Origin of the sequence: Nostoc sp. UHCC 0251 (genome assembly GCF_034932245.1) — a bacterium.
In the GTDB taxonomy this organism is placed as follows: domain Bacteria; phylum Cyanobacteriota; class Cyanobacteriia; order Cyanobacteriales; family Nostocaceae; genus Nostoc.
The window spans coordinates 1-15958 of the sequence record NZ_JAYGHD010000377.1; the positions used below are offsets into that span (position 1 = coordinate 1).

General features: G+C 40.1%; 13 protein-coding genes. 9 read left to right on the forward strand and 4 right to left on the reverse strand.

All coding sequences use genetic code 11. The annotated features are described in order from the left end of the window. Positions 1–350 precede the first annotated feature (350 nt). From VB740_RS31755 to VB740_RS31780, 6 genes are read left to right on the forward strand one after another with little or no spacing between them, the layout of a single operon-like run. Positions 351–1634, forward strand: coding sequence for a DUF389 domain-containing protein (locus VB740_RS31755; RefSeq protein WP_323203804.1), 1284 nt, complete (start codon positions 351–353; stop codon positions 1632–1634). A gap of 52 nt (positions 1635–1686) precedes the next feature. After that, positions 1687–2502 (forward strand): ion transporter, encoded by an 816-nt coding sequence (locus tag VB740_RS31760; RefSeq protein WP_323203805.1) that lies wholly within the window; start codon positions 1687–1689, stop codon positions 2500–2502. A gap of 32 nt (positions 2503–2534) precedes the next feature. Further along, the gene (locus VB740_RS31765) at positions 2535–3542 is read left to right on the forward strand and encodes a mechanosensitive ion channel family protein (RefSeq protein ID WP_323203806.1); all 1008 of its coding nucleotides are present in this window, start codon (positions 2535–2537) and stop codon (positions 3540–3542) included. Next, positions 3539–4888, forward strand: a complete 1350-nt coding sequence (locus tag VB740_RS31770; protein ID WP_323203807.1) for a DUF2254 domain-containing protein — start codon at positions 3539–3541, stop codon at positions 4886–4888. The genes VB740_RS31765 and VB740_RS31770 overlap by 4 nt, the downstream gene beginning before the upstream one ends. 44 nt (positions 4889–4932) lie before the next feature. Continuing rightward, the gene (locus VB740_RS31775) at positions 4933–5532 is read left to right on the forward strand and encodes a hypothetical protein (protein WP_323203808.1); all 600 of its coding nucleotides are present in this window, start codon (positions 4933–4935) and stop codon (positions 5530–5532) included. A 30-nt stretch (positions 5533–5562) separates the two neighbouring features. Then, a complete protein-coding gene (locus VB740_RS31780) occupies positions 5563–6789 on the forward strand; it encodes an HhoA/HhoB/HtrA family serine endopeptidase (protein WP_323203809.1) in 1227 nt (408 codons plus the stop codon). A gap of 265 nt (positions 6790–7054) precedes the next feature. On the opposite strand, the gene VB740_RS31785 is transcribed toward VB740_RS31780, so the two are convergent. After that, the gene (locus VB740_RS31785) at positions 7055–8152 is read right to left on the reverse strand and encodes an AI-2E family transporter (protein WP_323203810.1); all 1098 of its coding nucleotides are present in this window, start codon (positions 8150–8152) and stop codon (positions 7055–7057) included. 201 nt (positions 8153–8353) lie between these two features. On the opposite strand from VB740_RS31785, the gene VB740_RS31790 reads away from it, so the two are divergent. Further along, positions 8354–8515 carry a hypothetical protein gene (locus VB740_RS31790; protein ID WP_323203811.1) on the forward strand — a complete coding sequence of 54 codons (162 nt, stop codon included), beginning with the start codon at positions 8354–8356 and terminating at the stop codon, positions 8513–8515. A gap of 60 nt (positions 8516–8575) precedes the next feature. Further along, positions 8576–10567 (forward strand): serine hydrolase, encoded by a 1992-nt coding sequence (locus VB740_RS31795; protein WP_323203812.1) that lies wholly within the window; start codon positions 8576–8578, stop codon positions 10565–10567. Between the two features lie 14 nt (positions 10568–10581). Here VB740_RS31795 and VB740_RS31800 read toward each other — a convergent pair whose 3' ends face one another. The 3 genes from VB740_RS31800 to VB740_RS31810 all read right to left on the reverse strand — a co-directional run bounded on the left by VB740_RS31800 (position 10582) and on the right by VB740_RS31810 (position 14823). Beyond that, positions 10582–11820, reverse strand: a complete 1239-nt coding sequence (locus VB740_RS31800) for a cation:proton antiporter (RefSeq protein WP_323203813.1) — start codon at positions 11818–11820, stop codon at positions 10582–10584. 95 nt (positions 11821–11915) lie between these two features. Then, positions 11916–12965, reverse strand: a complete 1050-nt coding sequence (locus VB740_RS31805; protein WP_323203814.1) for an AI-2E family transporter — start codon at positions 12963–12965, stop codon at positions 11916–11918. A 43-nt stretch (positions 12966–13008) separates the two neighbouring features. Further along, positions 13009–14823: a response regulator gene (locus VB740_RS31810; protein WP_323203815.1), complete on the reverse strand. Its 1815-nt coding sequence runs from the start codon at positions 14821–14823 to the stop codon at positions 13009–13011. A 295-nt stretch (positions 14824–15118) separates the two neighbouring features. Here VB740_RS31810 and VB740_RS31815 point away from each other — a divergent pair, with 295 nt between their 5' ends. Further along, positions 15119–15790 (forward strand): general stress protein, encoded by a 672-nt coding sequence (locus tag VB740_RS31815; protein ID WP_323203816.1) that lies wholly within the window; start codon positions 15119–15121, stop codon positions 15788–15790. Positions 15791–15958 lie beyond the last annotated feature (168 nt).

Sequence of the window (15958 nt, forward strand, 5' to 3'; positions counted from 1 at the left end):
GGCTCCCCTACATATACTTAGATTTTTTCATAAATCAAATACTAGTCCTATATAAATTTAAGTAATAAAATCTAAAGCTTGCTTTCGAGAAGGAAAATATAGCGGAGTTCTCCACGGCTTTTCCACTATTTAGATTTAATCTAAGTCTCAAACAATAAATTGATGTTGATGAAATTTTCCTTATATTAAACCTTTTTTGCTACATTAAGTAGCAATCATTTTACTATGTACCAATTTTACGGACAAAAATCAAGTGTTAATTGAATGAGATACATCTTTCAAAAAATCTTTCTTTGGATAGTAGAGTTATTGCCTGAAAAAGCAAGATGGTTAGCGCTAGGAGGGTAAAAATGCGTCAACTCATTATCCAAGTACCACGGGGAAATGGAAAAGCTGTTATCGATATTGCCAAATCTCATAACGGTACAAATTTAGCTCGATTTGAAGGAAATGCAGAAGAACCGATTGATGTGGTGATTGTTCACCTTTCTAATCAAGAAGTTGGCAAAGTTCTGGACAAGTTGCAAGACTTACCCAAAGTACAAATTACGCTCATACCAACTGGTGTGATGACTCTGCAACCCCCTGCATCGGAAGCGCCGCAACAAGTTGTAGATGTGGAAGAACGCAGTCCGATTGAGATTTTTCTTTCTGGTTTGCAAAGTGTTGGCTCTTGGCGAGGCTTTCTTGGTTATGCAGCACTGGCAGGTTTTGTAGTCTGGATTGGCTTGTATACTAATACAGCTTACTTGCTGGTGGCGGCAATGCTGATTGCACCGTTTGCAGGCCCGGCCATGAATACAGCGATCGCTACTGCATGGGGCGATCGCAAACTCTTAGGGCGGAGTATTTTACGATATTTTTCCGCTTTAGCAGTCACAATTGCCACTACTTGGCTACTTAGCCTGATATTACGGCAAGAAATTCCCACCAGTTTAATGGTAGATAGCAGCCAGGTTTCAGCAGTGGCAGTAATTTTACCATTGGCAGCCGGAGCAGCAGGAGCGCTCAACTTGGTGCAGTCAGATCGCAGTAGTTTAGTCTCTGGGGCAGCAACCGGAATGTTAGTCGCCGCTTCCTTAGCTCCACCTGCGGGAATTGTCGGTATGGCTAGTGCAGTTGGCAGATGGGACATGGCAATTTCGGGGCTGTTCTTACTGTTTTTGCAACTATGCGGCATTAATTTTTCAGCATCCCTCTTGTTCCGAGTGTTCGGGTTGTCTGCTCAAGGAACTCGCTATCAGCGTGGTAAAAAACGGGTATTCTTTTCTGCCTTAGCGATAACTGTCATCGCATTGGCAGGTTTGCTAACTTGGCAGTTCTCTAATTCTCCCAATTTACAACGCTCTAGCCTTACCCAACGTGCCAACGCCCAAGTTCAGAAAACTGTGGAACAAGTTGGTTTAGCAAAATTAGTTGAGTCAAATGTGCGCTTTACACGATCCAATATTCAAGGGCAGGATACCCTACTATCTGTTATTTATGTGCAGCGTCAACCCGGAGTTACAGCGTCTAGTGAAGAAATACGCTCACGCCTCACCCAATCAATTCAAACCCAATTATTAAAACAGGACTTAAATGTGACACCTCTAGTTGATGTCAACGTACTAGAAACCCCTGCTAGTAAACAATAAAACCAATTCTCTAAAATTACGAATTACGAATTACGAATTACGAATTAATACTATGAGTAGTTCAAAGCTTTCAGAAAAACAAGCCCTAGAAAAAGAACGTAATGAAGTCTTGCAACAGTTGGAAGATTGGCTAGAAATTCCAATGCTGGTGCTGGGCTTTGTATGGCTAGCACTATTCATCATCGAGATCATCTGGGGATTAAACTCTTTACTGGAAGCCTTTAGCATCACCATTTGGATTATTTTTATATTAGATTTTCTACTTAAACTAGCGATCGCTCCTCATAAATTTTCTTATATCAAAAGCAACTGGCTAACAGCTATTTCTTTGGTGTTGCCAGCGCTGCGTACTTTTCGGATTATCCGAGTCGTCCGCGTACTACGAACAGCGCGGGCTGTGCGAGGTTTACAGTTGTTGCGAGTTATGACTCGTGCTAACCGAGGAATGCGGGTTTTAGCAGCAAGTATTAGCCGTAGAGGATTTGGTTATGTTGTGGCATTAACAATGATTGTTACTTTAATAGGAGCAGCAGGAATGTATGCCTTTGAAAACGAAGTTCCAGTGGAATCAGGGCTGCACAACTACGGCACTGCTTTATGGTGGACAGCAATGCTAATGACAACGATGGGTTCTGACTATTCGCCCAAAACGCCCGAAGGTCGGGTGCTTTGTTTTTTCTTAGCGTTATATGCGTTTGCCGTGTTTGGCTACGTTACTGCAACTCTAGCGACGTTTTTTATTGGTCGTGATGCTGATGATGATGAAGCAGAGTTAGCTGGAGCAAAATCGATTCAAATGCTTCAGGGTGAAATCGCAGCATTGCGCGGGGAAATTCAAGAATTATTGCATCAAAATTCTGAGCGTTGATGTTAGCAAAAATTACTTAGTGAGGAAACTTCATGAATGCAGAAATCTCGACAGCTTGGGAAAAGGTTCAAAGCATGGTTAACGGGTTCATAGCTTTGCTACCGAACATTGTATTAGGGTTAATTGTCTTCATCTTCTTTTTATTTGTTGCCAGCAGAATTAAAGTAGTGGTCAAGCGGTTAACTCGCAATCGTCGTTCTGCGCGAAATCTGGGACTAGTACTAGGAAGGTTAGCGCAAGGACTAACAATTTTGATTGGGTTGTTTATCGCCCTTTCCATTGTGATTCCTACATTTAGAGCCGGTGATTTGGTACAACTTTTGGGAATTAGTGGTGTAGCAATTGGTTTTGCTTTCCGCGATATTTTGCAAAATTTCTTAGCTGGAATTTTAATTCTGCTCACTGAACCTTTTCAAATTGATGACCAAATTGTTTTTAAAGGCTTTGAAGGAACGGTCGAAAATATTGAGACACGCGCAACAACAATTAGAACTTATGACGGTCGGCGGATTGTCATTCCCAACTCAGAATTATTTACTAATTCGGTAACTGTAAACACTGCATTTGAAAACCGGCGATTAGAGTACGATGTCGGCATTGGCTACGGCGACGACATTGACCGTGCCAAGCAGTTAATGCTAGACGCAATGCTTAGTGTAAATGAAGTTTTAAAAGATCCGGTTCCTGATGTACTAGTAATGGAACTTGCCGAAAGCACTGTTAACATCCGTGTGCGTTGGTGGGTTCATCCACCACGACGGGCAGATAATCTTATTTCGCGGGATAAAGTGATTATTGCAATCAAGAAAACGCTTGTTGCAAACGGTATTGATTTGCCCTTCCCAACTCAACAAATCCTGTTCCACGACCAGACAGAAGAGACAGATGGAAACCGCTCTCGTCAGCGTGAAGGTTGGCCCGCAGGTAAAGGTGAAGTACCGAAGCCTCGCCGCATCAGCGATTCACTCAGGTTACTTGCTCAAGCACGCTCCTCAGAAGATAACAACGGCAAAATAGATTCTCAAACCAACGAACAATGAAAAATGTCAAGATAAGCAAACTGTGGGATCAACTCCACTCAAGTTACTGGTTCATACCGGCGGTTATGGCAGTAATAGCTACTGCTTTGGCTTTCACAATGCTTAATCTTGACCGCACAGGCAAGGTAGACATTGATTATTGGTGGATTTATACAGGTGGAGCAGATGGAGCGCGATCGCTGTTAGGATCGGTTGCAGGTTCGATGATTAGCGTTGCAGCTACAGCCTTTTCAATTACAATCGTGGCACTTCAGTTGGCTGCTTCCAATTTCGGGCCGCGACTTCTGCGTAATTTTATGCAGGATACAGGTAATCAAATTGTATTAGGCACATTTATTGGTACGTTCATCTACTGCTTGTTCGTACTGCGGACAATTCGTGGAGAAGGAGATGGATACGAACAGTATGTGCCACAACTCTCAGTTACAGTCGGCACTTTACTCGCAATTATTAGCATTGGTGTATTAATTTATTTTATCCATCATGCTTCAACCATAATTCAGGCATCTCACGTAATCGAAAATGTTAGTGAGGATTTACATTCAGCAATTAAGCGACTATTTCCAGAAAGAATTGGGCATGGTGAACCAGAACATAGACAAGGAATTGAAGAAATTCCCATGTCCTTTGAGAAAGAAGCTTTACCGATTCGAGCTAATGGCACTGGTTATTTACAAGCAATTGATAATGGGGAATTGATGGAAATTGCTTGTAAACATAATTTGCTAATACGCCTTCAGGTTAGACCGGGAAAATTTCTAATTCAAGGTGGCGATTTAGCCTTGGTTTTTCCTGGGAAAAAAGTAAATAAAAAACTTACCAAACAAATCAATGATGCTTTTATTTTGGGCAAAGAACGTACAGAACAACAGGATATAGAGTTTCCAATCGATCAATTAGTAGAAATAGCTCTGCGTGCCATTTCCCCTGGAATAAACGATCCATTTACTGCAATTCGCTGTATTGACCGAATTAGCGCAGGACTGTGCCACTTAGTTCAAAGAGATTTTCCTTCGCCCTATCGCTACGATAAAAATAACAAATTACGCTTCATTGCCGAAGGAGTAGATTTTCAAGGATTGGTTGATCGTGCTTTTAACCAAATTCGACAGTATGGAAAGTCGGATGCAGGAGTAATTATTCGTTTATTAGAAGCTATAGCTAGTATTGCCACTTACACCAATAATTCTAAATATCAAATAAGCCTGCGCCATCATGCTGACATGATTTTACAAGATAGCCGTGAAGGACTATCACAAGAACAAGACTACAAAGATGTAGAAGAGAGTTATTATCAGGTCATTAAAAATTTAAATAATGATGACACTAATAAAGATTGGGATTAAGTATAAAAATTGCATTTTAAATTAACATTTTTGAGGTAATAATTATGAAAATTCTGAATTGGAAAGGTTATCGAATTATCGCATGGATAGGACAGGCTCTACTAACAATTTTTGTCATAGCCGCAGCAGTTCAAGGTAAATGGTCAAATGCCTTGGGTCTTGCAGTCTTCCTTGTTATATCCTTTGTGTTTGTCATCCGAGATGATAAATTACCCACTTTATTTGATTTTTTGTTTGTGTTGGCTGCATTGCTCAATGCTACTGGTTGGGTATGGGATTTATTTGGTATGCCAGGCCCCTATGACGAAGTTGTTCATGCTTATACAACTTCTGCAATTACCCTAGCACTCAGTTTTTTAGTCTATGGTTCAATGTTAAATATATTTCGGAATCATACACTTTTGTATTTAGTGACAATTACTAGTTTTGGAATTGCTATTGGTGCTTTGTGGGAAATCATAGAATGGTCTGCTGGTAAAATTCTCAGTACTCAAGTAATTGAAAGTTTGGATGACACCATTATTGATTTAATTATGGATACTCTCGGTGCTGGATTAGCAGCTTTAATTAGCCTTTGGGCGTTGCGAAATTGGACAAATCGTAATGCAGAGGCAAATCATTCGCAAACCGAGACATACATTTAAATTACATAATATTTAATACTTGAAATAACGATGAATACATCAAAAAATTATTTTTTGACGCGCAAACTAACAACTAACCTGCTGCTACCTTTTATCGGCATAACGACAGGATTTTTGAGTAGTTGTTCAACAGATTTTTCTGGAAAAGTTCGTCCTCCAATTGTTCCTTCTCCTATAGTTGAGGAGACACAGAATCAAAGTTCGCGCCCTCTAACACCAACTGCTGAGGACAACAATTTTGTGGTTGAAGTTGTCGAAAAAGTAGAACCAGCTGTAGTTCAAATTAATACTTCTCGAACTATCAGAAGCGCAGTACCACAGTTACCTGATACATTAAATGATCCATTCTTTCGGCGCTTTTTCGGTGACACTGTACCAACACAGCCTCAAGAACGAGTAGTGCGTGGTGTAGGCTCTGGTTTTATCATCGATCCCAATGGGCGGATTCTCACCAATGCTCACGTTGTTAACAATGCAGATACGGTGACGGTATCATTTTCTGACGGTCGTACTGTTGAGGGCAAAGTGCTAGGACAAGATACGGTGAGCGATGTTGCAGTTGTGCAAATTCCTGGTAATAACTTACCAGCAGTGGAAATAGCAAATCCCGATTCTTTAAGACCAGGACAGTGGGCAGTTGCGATCGGTAATCCTTTGGGTTTACAACAAACGGTAACAGTAGGTGTTATAAGTGCGATCAACCGTTCCTTAAATCTCTCCACCAGACCTAGCAGCTATATTCAAACCGACGCAGCAATTAACCCCGGAAATTCAGGCGGGCCACTCTTAAATGCTCGCGGTCAAGTCATAGGCGTTAACACTGCAATTATCCAAGGTGCTGAAGGTATTGGCTTTGCCATTCCTATAGATACAGCTCAACGAATTGCCCAGCAATTAATTACTCAAGGCAAAGTTGAATATCCTTACTTAGGTCTTCAGATGGTGACACTAACACCTCAAGTCAAGAAAAGAGTGAAGGATTATCCAAACAGTAACGTCCGCATTGTAGCAGAGCAAGGAATTCTTATTATTCGCGTTATTCCTAATTCTCCTGCTGCCAGAATCGGATTGCGGCCAGGAGATGTTATTCTCAGAATTAACAATCAACCCGTTACTACGTCTGAAGAAGTTCAGCAAATTATTGAAAAGAATGGCTTAAATAATAACTTACAAATCCAAGTGCTACGCAACGCACAGAACTTAGCATTTACAGTAAAACCTGAACCACTGGCATCTCCAAACAACATCCAGTCTTAAGTTTGTCAGGTAGATCATGCCTACCTGATATTAGGTTCGGTTAAATACTTATAATATCTGTAGGTTGGGTTGAGGAACGAAACCCAACATTTACCGAGATTTGTTGGGTAACGCTTACGCTCCTAACCAACCTACAATTTCCCTTAACCGAGCAGTATTGCAACGCTTGATCCTTTCCTTGTTCATGTTGGGTTTCACTGCCGTTCAACCCAACCTACATTGAGAAGTTTTATTATAAGTAATCACCCGAACTTGATATGACTTATCAACTGTTTTCAACAGATGATTCAGACTTGCCATTTACCACAGCTAATACTTTCTCTTCTTGATTATCTTTTTGATTTTTGTGCCAGTTGTTGAGTACATCCTCGACTAAAACTTCTTTTATCCACGTTTGAAACACAATTACTAACGGAACAGCGAGAAATACACCTAAAAATCCAAAAAACCTGCCAAAAAACACCACTGCTACCAAAGTAACTGCTGGTAGTAGAGATGCTTGGCTTTTCATCACTAAAGGCACTATAACTAGGCTTTCAACCTGCTGAATTCCAAAGTACAAAGCTATAACTGCGGCGATTTTCCAAGGTTCTTCATTTAATGCTAGCAGCGCAGGCGGAATCACGCTCAAGGTTGGCCCAACATTTGGGATAAATTCTAATAATCCTGCCAAAATAGCATTAACTAATGGTAACGGTATTCCCAAAATCAACAGTCCGATATAGCTGAATGTTGCAATGACCAGCATAGTAAGGAGTGTGCCTTTTATCCAGCCAGTCAACGAGACTGCACACTTATTTAGAATGTCATCAACTCGCCGCCGATAAAAAGCAGGAAATAGCATTATAAATCCCTGTCGATAGGGCGAGGGATTGGCTAATAACATGATGGTAAGAGCTACAAAAAGCAGCAAACCTAAAATAATAGAAAGCGAGCTACTGACTAAGCTAAAAAAGTTATTTATTAACTGATTTAACCAATCTTGTAAACCTTGGGTGATATACCTAAGTCCCCGAATATTTTCTAATAGTTGGTCAGGAATTACATTTTGTAACCAATTATTCCACGATCGCAACCGTTCTAGTCCCATAGGCATAATATTACCAAATTGTTGTAATTGGTCAATAAGACGCGGCACAATCAGTGCAAAAAAACCGACTAAAACGACTAATAAGAGAATAATTGATATGGCAACTGCAATTCCTCGCTTAATGCGAAATCTTTGGAAAAAGCTCACAAGTTGATTTAGGACTGTAGCTAAAACTATCGCTGCAAATACCACCAAAAGTATTTGCCGAATTTGCCACAAAATGTAAAGAGATGTAACAAGAGCAATAAACCCGATCAATTGTCCGAATCGCACAATGTAGCCTCCATTTTTTGTTATTTACAGTTATTGTGCTAAATTTAATTACTCCAAAATAGCTGTATTACTATATTTAAAAAGCCACTAAAAGACTGATTTTTGAATATCAACGATATATCCACCTTGCGACAGAATTTGGCATTTTATTAAGAGAGTAATCTGAAATAAGCAAACCTTGAAGGCTGTACTCATAAAAAAATGCAAAAACCACGCCCCAGTAATATGTTGATACGTGCCTTCGCATTGATTTTTGTCAGTTTAGCTATCTTTGTGGTTGGCTCAATATTCTTTAACTTGAGTAGGCAATCTCAAGAAAACCCTGAAAGGATTGAAGAGCCTGAACAGGGATTATTGAAGTAATACAGTAGGAACCTCAGCAGCTAAGACTTATCTAAGTAATAGAGTTGGTAAATTTGCATCATGTATAAACCAATTAAGTTTATTTGTTGGGTATTGATAGGCATCCTCTTTTTTTCGATGTCCGGCTTGCCTAGCTTGGCTAGAGATGTAAATGTACCCAAATTCCCGCTTTCAGAACCTCAACAGCAGCAACCAACTGAACCAAAGCAGCCTGTAATAACATCTCCTACTGCACCGGGATTAAGTAATCCCCAGGAATTTGAAGGCTTTGTAGACAAAATCATCAATGAAGAAATATCAAAGTCTCATGTTCCTGGCGTAGCTATTTCTGTGGTTAAAGATGGGAAACTATTTTTTGCTAAGGGCTATGGTTACGCGAACTTAGAAAAAAATATACCAGTTGTCATAGATAAAACTTTGTTTCGCGTAGCTTCCATTTCCAAGTTATTTGCAGCTACAGCAGCAATGCAGTTGTACGAGCAGGGAAAGCTTGATTTAGATGCTGATATTAATAAATATCTCACCAGTTTTCAGTTAGAAAATCCTTATCCTGAACCAGCTAAAGTTGCTCAGTTGATGACACACACTGACGGTACTACTAAACGCCGAATCGGTCTTGCAGCTCGTACCGCAGCAGAAATAAAGCCACTAGGAGATTACTTGGCTGAGTATATGCCACCTGTTGTTTGGCAACCCGGTAAACTCTACAGTTATTCCAGCCATAGCACAGCTTTATTAGGATATTTGGTAGAAAAAGTTTCCGGTATTCCCTTTGTTGAATATATTGATAAAAACATTTTGCAGCCGTTGAATATGGGACGGAGTACATTTCTCCAGCCACCTCCGCCGCCTTTAGCTGATGATTTGGCTGTGGGTTATCAGTATCAAAATGGTAAGTTCAAAGCTGTTCCATATCTATATTTAAATATCGCTCCAGCTGCGTCCATGAGTTCGACAGCTACAGATATGGCTAATTTTATGATTGCCCATCTACAATACGGTCGCTACGAAAACTCCCGCATTTTGGAACAAGATACTGTGCGGTTGATGCACGAACAACATTTCACCCATCATCCCAAATTGCCAGGTACTGGCTACAGTTTTCGTGAGCGTTTAGAAAACAATATTCGGGTGATTGGACATTTGGGAAGTTTGCGGGGTTATTCTAGCTCCCTGACTTTAATGCCTGAGCAAAATATTGGCATTTTTATTGCCACTAATAGTTTTAGTGGGGTGGCTGGCAAATTCCTAACTCAGTTTCTAGACCGCTATTTTCCTGTTACCAATCAACCATCTGTTAAACCTATTGCTCTTACTGAGGAGCAACTTAATCGCCTGACTGGTACTTACAGAGATTTAGAGTATCCCCGCGACACTTTTGCTAAAGTAACTGCGCCGTTTAAACATATTAATATCAAAAAAGGCGGAAATGGTACTTTGACGATTAGTACCCCTGGTTTGTTCTTTTTGGGGAGTACTCCAAAGCACACATTAATTCCTGTGGAACCATTGTTGTTTAAGCGAGTTGAGGATGATGCATTTACTGCCTTTGGCGAAGACAGCAGGGGGAATATTGCATTTGTCTTTAATCCGCTTTGGTCTAAGATTGGAGCTTATGAGCGAATACCGTGGTATGAAACTATTTGGTTACAGTTAGGAGTTATTGGCTTTTGTGCAATTGTTTTTCTGTCAGCCTCTATTGTTGGGTTAATACGTCCTTTGATAAGTAAGCAAAAGTTTAGCAGTGCTTGGGTAGTAGCTGGTATTGCTGGTACTCTCAATTTAGGATTTTTGATTGGCTTGCCTTTGTCGCTGTGGCTTATAGGTGTATGGAAACTTGTGTATGGTGTACCTGGCATTGTAGTAGCATTACTTTGCCTACCTTTGATAACCACCGTTCTAGCACTTGTACTAAGTTTGTTTACTGGATTAGCTTGGGTAAATAATAGCTGGTCTTTTATTAAGCGATCGCACTACTCTTTGATTACTCTCGCTGGATTGATTTTTATTCCCTTGTTAGGTTACTGGAATTTATTAGGTTTTCAATTTTGATTCAGTATCAAATATTACCTCTGCTGCTTACCGTAGAGTTTAGCCAAGGGTACAGCAGTGCAACCGTGGACGAGGATTGAAGCACAAATAACTAAACTACCTATAGTCCAGGGTTCTTCCACACCAGCCTGACGCACTGAAAGAAAAGCATAAAAGAGCGCCGCTACCCCAATAGGGCCGAACCATCCTAAAAACAGGGCATCCTGCACCCCTCGCAACCGACCAAGCAGGGGACGCAATAACAGTACTGCTGGTAGTCGGCGTAGCAACAAAATTGCTACCACCAACAGCAGACCTTTCCAACCTAACTCGAACCATTGCTGCCAGGGTAGATATAAACCCAATAAGACGAAAATATACAAAGTAAAAAAGCGGTCTACTGCCTCCTGTACGTTCTCTTCTTCAGCTCTGTCACGACCGCCTACAACCATATCAAACGTGATTCCCGCCGCAAAAACTGCCAGGATGCCATCGCTACCAAGTAGCTTCACAAGACCCAATACAGCTAAAGAAAGAGCGACAGTATAAGCTAGAAAAGATTCCTTCTCTAAGGTTTGTTTGGTTTCAGCCCACCGCAGGAGCCGTCCTGCTAGGTAGCCGATAAGCACTCCCATCACCACAGCTGCTCCTACTTCCCACAGTAAAGTTTTAGTGAGCCAATGAAGTAGAGCTTCTTGTGGCGGTTTAGTCAATATTAGAATTGGCAGAAGGACAAAGGGATAAGCCAGTCCATCATTTGCGGCAGATTCAGCAGAGATGGTGTGGCGGATACGTTCGGGAAGGTTCTGCTCGGCAACTTTCCCTGTGACAACGGAAGTAGAAACAACCGGATCGGTAGGAGTAATCACAGCCCCAACCAGCATGGCTACCCAGAAGGGTAGACCTAACAGCAGATATACCAGCAGTCCACTAATCAACCACATCAGGGGCATCAACAGTCCTAGCAACACGGACAGGATGCGCCAATGTTGAAAAGGGTAAGCCTTTGGTAGCCGCAATGCCACTCCCATCACTTGGATAGCGATCGCTAATCTTGCCCCCTGCTCTAAAATCATCTCTGGTTTACCCCAGTGAGCAAGGTCAATTAAGCCAAACACAGATGGACTCAATAACACCCCAACTACTAAAGCTATAAGAGGGTCTGAAAGAAACAACCGCTCTTTGAGCCAGCCAGACAACAGCCCTAGTCCTAGCACTAGCCCACCAAGGGTCATTATGGCTATATTTATCTCACTTGAGGTTAACTGGTTCATAGTTTTTTCTATTTAATAACTTAAAAATTTTTGAAGTTGATGATTCCCTCATTCATGCAACAAAGCCTCGCAAAATCAATACTAAATATTAAATTCTAATTATCCTGCAACTCCTCAATCTCTAAGAAGCTCACAATCACTCCAGCAATGGGTATAGAAAGAAATACCCCTAATAAACCAGCTATTTGTGTCCCAACTAAAAGCGCAAAAAATATTAATAGGGGATTTAAATGAACTGTACTTTGCATTACACGAGGCGCAATTAAATTATCTTGAATTTGTTGTAAAACTATACAGAAAATTAATACTTTTATACTAATAAACCAACCACTTTGTACCAATACAATTAGAGAAACTAAACTAACTCCTAGTGTAGCTCCGATACCGGGAATCAGGTCAAAAATTCCCACAGTGATAGCTAGCAGAAACGGGAATGGGATATGAAAAAATGCGAAAACCAAAAAAGTGGCAATGCTAAGAATCAATGAGATTAGTAATTGACCTCGCAAGAAACCAATAAAGTTTTTTTGGATAGCTGTTGCAAAGCGATCGCGTTTATTATAAGGAATCATCTTAAGAATCAGTTGCCAGATTTTTTCTCCATCAGTCAGCATAAAAAAGGCAACTACAATAATAATTATAAAGCCAACATAACTTTCTAATAAATTTGGCAAGAAGCCTAAAATGATGTTTATACCAGCCACAATCCAGTTGCGAATTTGTGTTTCTATAGTTTCTAAATTTATTTCAATATTTCGAGCAGCTAAGGCGTTTTGTAATTGATTAACAGGATTGTTAGTAGAAATAATAACTTGTAATATCAAAACTGCTAATTGTTGTAATTGCGTAGCCAGTTTATTAATAATAAATACAAATATAATAATGATTGTTAATAGACTAATGACTATGACTGTACCCAAGGCAAAACCTCGCCTTAAGAAGCGTTCCAGATAGCGTACTGGATAGTTAAGAATTAGTGCTAAAATTGTCGCAAAGGTAAATATAAAAACTACATGTTGAAAATACCAAAAAACTTTTACTAATACCCAAGCACAAGCAGCAAATAGTAAGAAGCGAACTAATGTATTCGTACTCAGTTTACTCCAGAAGTTTTTTTTAGTTGGCTGTTGGGCGGGTTTATTCATATATTTGACTATTTTTCTTGACTAAAACTATATTTATAAATAGTTACGTTCGCTTTATACTGTTCAATATACGAGTAATTAGTTGCGAGTTTTTAGCAGTTTTCATTACACAATCATCAGCACCGATTGCAAATATTTGCTCAACAATATCTGCTGATAAATTATCAACCATAAATATTACTGGCAAGAATTTCCAGTACGGATCGTTACGTACTACTTGGCAAATTTCAATGCCACTAATATGAGGCATTTCTACATCTAAAATTAGCAAATCTGGAGAAAATTCTGTCAGGGTATCCCAGAAACCTTGTGGGTCTTCAAGAGTTTTTAGAACAAATCCCAATGGTTCTAGGGATTGTTGTATAATAGTTAACGTCTGTGGGTCATCATCTACAACCATTACTCTCGCTTCAGTAATACGAGTTTCTTGTAATATTTGACTCACTGGCTCCAAAATTTGGCTAGGAGGCATGGATTTTTGCAAAAAAGCACGTCCGCCAGCTCGTGCAACCTCAAGGCGTAGGCGAAGCCCGCCGCAGGCATCGCTAAAATTATTTCGATTTGTAAAAACTAACACAGGTATTTGGGGTGTTCCCTGGGATAATTCTGTTATTAATTTCAAACTATCTTTCTCAATATCAATATCAAGATCAAGTAGCACTACATCGGGATTTAAAGATGAGATTAGACTTCTGGCGGTAGTGAGATTAGTAGCAATTTGAACCTGTATTTCATCATTCTCAGCCTCCTTTATTAATCCCTCAACTACTTGCTGCTCATTGCTAATTACTAATAGTAGATTTTGGGTTTGTTCAACTGGGCTTTTTTCTAGCTCTCGTTGCAACTCCATCAAGAGCTTGTCTAAATAAAAACATTTAGCTTGGCTAATAAATTTTTGAGTTTGAAATAAATCTTCTATCTCATTGGCTAATAACGAACCTTTTGGAAAGCCAAAGCTACCCAAAGAACCAGCTAGTTTGTGAGCTTCTTGCTCTGCTTTTTGCCGCACTTGCTCGTCAAGTTTACCTTTTCTTAAAGCATCAGCTGCTAGTTTCAATACTGCAATGCGCGAACCAACCTTAGCTTTGAAATTCTCCCGCTCTTGAGCAATTGCTGTTAGGAGAATTTGCTGCTGCTTTAAATCTATTTCCGGCTCAGGTTTCGGGCAACTTTGCTCATGATCTAGAGCTTTTAAACGATAACCCATTCCATAGACAGTTTCTATAAAATCGTAGTTAGCACCTGCTGCTTTTAGCTTTTGCCGTAAACTTTTGATATGAGATTTAATCGTATTTTCTTCAGGTGGATCTTTTTCAGCGCTCCAAAGTTGATCTACAATGGCACTCCGGCTAAAGATGCGCTGGTTGTTGCGTAAAAAAAGGTCTAAAAGACTAAATTCTTTTGCTGTTAAATGTAGTGTAATATCTGCATAAGTTACTTCACAAGTACTAGGATCGAGGCGCAAGCTTCCCCATTCCAAAACAGGAGGTAAAGAAGTATTTCCTCGACGTAATAAAGCACGAATTCTAGCTGATAACTCTTGAAAATCAAATGGTTTGACTACATAATCATCTGCTCCGGCATCTAAACCGATAACTTTATCAGTTTTAGTGTCTTTTGCCGTTAAAAGCAGAATCAGCATTTGATAACCTGACTGGCGTAATTGCCGACAAAGACTGATACCATCCAGCTTTGGCAGAATCACATCTAGCAAAATCAAGTCATAGTTACAAACATTTATCAATTCCCAACCAGCCTCACCATCAGCAGCAATATCAACCACATAATTTTGTTTGGTCAGAGCTGTTGCTACAGCTTGAGCAAGCAAATCATCATCTTCAACCAAAAGAATTCTCATGAAAAGGAAAAATTATTGTTTATAGACATAACCTAAACGCTATCATCAAATTCCATAACTTAGGTTATGCCCGTTTTTGTTTTCTACGACATCTATCAAAGGCAATGCTTAGGCTAAAAGGTAGTAAAAAATGTGAAGCACTTTTGTGTCTATCGAAGACTTCCTTATGACAGATAATAAATAAACCTTTTGGCTGATGAAGATATTTATTTCAGCAGAGAGACTGTAACAGTCATTGAACAAGTAAATATATAGGACTAGTCCTATATATTTATAATTGTCTCAGGAGAAAAAAATGGCAACTCAACAATACAAACGTGCAATTGGTACATTTCCTAGCCGGCAAGCAGCCGAAGAAGCTTTAAATGAACTGAAAAAATCGGGTTTCTCAATGGATCAAGTTTCTGTATTAGCGAAAGATACAGAGCGTAATGAGCAAATTGCTGGCACCCAGGTAAGAGATCCTGGTGATAATGAGGCTCAAGAAGGTGCTGGTGCAGGAGCAGTGACAGGTACAGTCTTGGGAGGCGTTGGTGGCTTCCTTGTTGGTCTTGGTAGTTTAGTTGTTCCAGGAGCAGGCCCATTTTTAGCAGCAGGAACCTTCGCAACTACTTTGGCTGGTGCTGGGATTGGTGCAGCAGCAGGTGGTGTTATCGGAGCGCTAACTGGTTTAGGTATTCCAGAGGAAGAAGCCAGAAGTTACGACAATCGCGTATCCCAAGGCGACTACTTGGTTATGATAGAAGGCTTTGGAGACGAAATTGAGCGTGCTGGTTCGATTCTCAAAAACCGTGGGGTTCGTGATTGGAGAACATATAACAACAGTAGAAATTTCTCTGATGCTCCCGATCGCACTCCTAACAAGGCTGCCGAAATGTACGGCGATCGACAAATGACTGTAGATACTCCCAGTACCAGCGATGATACAACAGTAGAAATTGTTGATAAGCGCCAGGAGATTCGCTAATTTCAATGCAATTTTGAAAGAAGCATCCCAATACACAAACATTTTTATCCGGCATCCTAGAAGGGTGCGGTTATACAAACCAAGCCCGCTTCCTTTTGCTAAGAATTTGCAGTTTAAGCTAATCGGCATTTAAGCTGCATAATATAAATGCAGAGTCGGTTGAAAATA

Excerpts from the sequence above, each read along its gene's own strand:
- VB740_RS31755 (WP_323203804.1), top strand. The coding sequence starts at position 351 with ATGCGTCAACTCATTATCCAAGTACCACGGGGAAATGGAAAAGCTGTT.
- VB740_RS31765 (WP_323203806.1), top strand. The coding sequence starts at position 2,535 with ATGAATGCAGAAATCTCGACAGCTTGGGAAAAGGTTCAAAGCATGGTT.
- VB740_RS31775 (WP_323203808.1), top strand. The coding sequence starts at position 4,933 with ATGAAAATTCTGAATTGGAAAGGTTATCGAATTATCGCATGGATAGGA.
- VB740_RS31760 (WP_323203805.1), top strand. The coding sequence starts at position 1,687 with ATGAGTAGTTCAAAGCTTTCAGAAAAACAAGCCCTAGAAAAAGAACGT.
- VB740_RS31795 (WP_323203812.1), top strand. The coding sequence starts at position 8,576 with ATGTATAAACCAATTAAGTTTATTTGTTGGGTATTGATAGGCATCCTC.
- VB740_RS31810 (WP_323203815.1), bottom strand. The coding sequence starts at position 14,823 with ATGAGAATTCTTTTGGTTGAAGATGATGATTTGCTTGCTCAAGCTGTA.
- VB740_RS31790 (WP_323203811.1), top strand. The coding sequence starts at position 8,354 with ATGCAAAAACCACGCCCCAGTAATATGTTGATACGTGCCTTCGCATTG.
- VB740_RS31780 (WP_323203809.1), top strand. The coding sequence starts at position 5,563 with ATGAATACATCAAAAAATTATTTTTTGACGCGCAAACTAACAACTAAC.
- VB740_RS31805 (WP_323203814.1), bottom strand. The coding sequence starts at position 12,965 with ATGAATAAACCCGCCCAACAGCCAACTAAAAAAAACTTCTGGAGTAAA.
- VB740_RS31815 (WP_323203816.1), top strand. The coding sequence starts at position 15,119 with ATGGCAACTCAACAATACAAACGTGCAATTGGTACATTTCCTAGCCGG.
- VB740_RS31770 (WP_323203807.1), top strand. The coding sequence starts at position 3,539 with ATGAAAAATGTCAAGATAAGCAAACTGTGGGATCAACTCCACTCAAGT.
- VB740_RS31800 (WP_323203813.1), bottom strand. The coding sequence starts at position 11,820 with ATGAACCAGTTAACCTCAAGTGAGATAAATATAGCCATAATGACCCTT.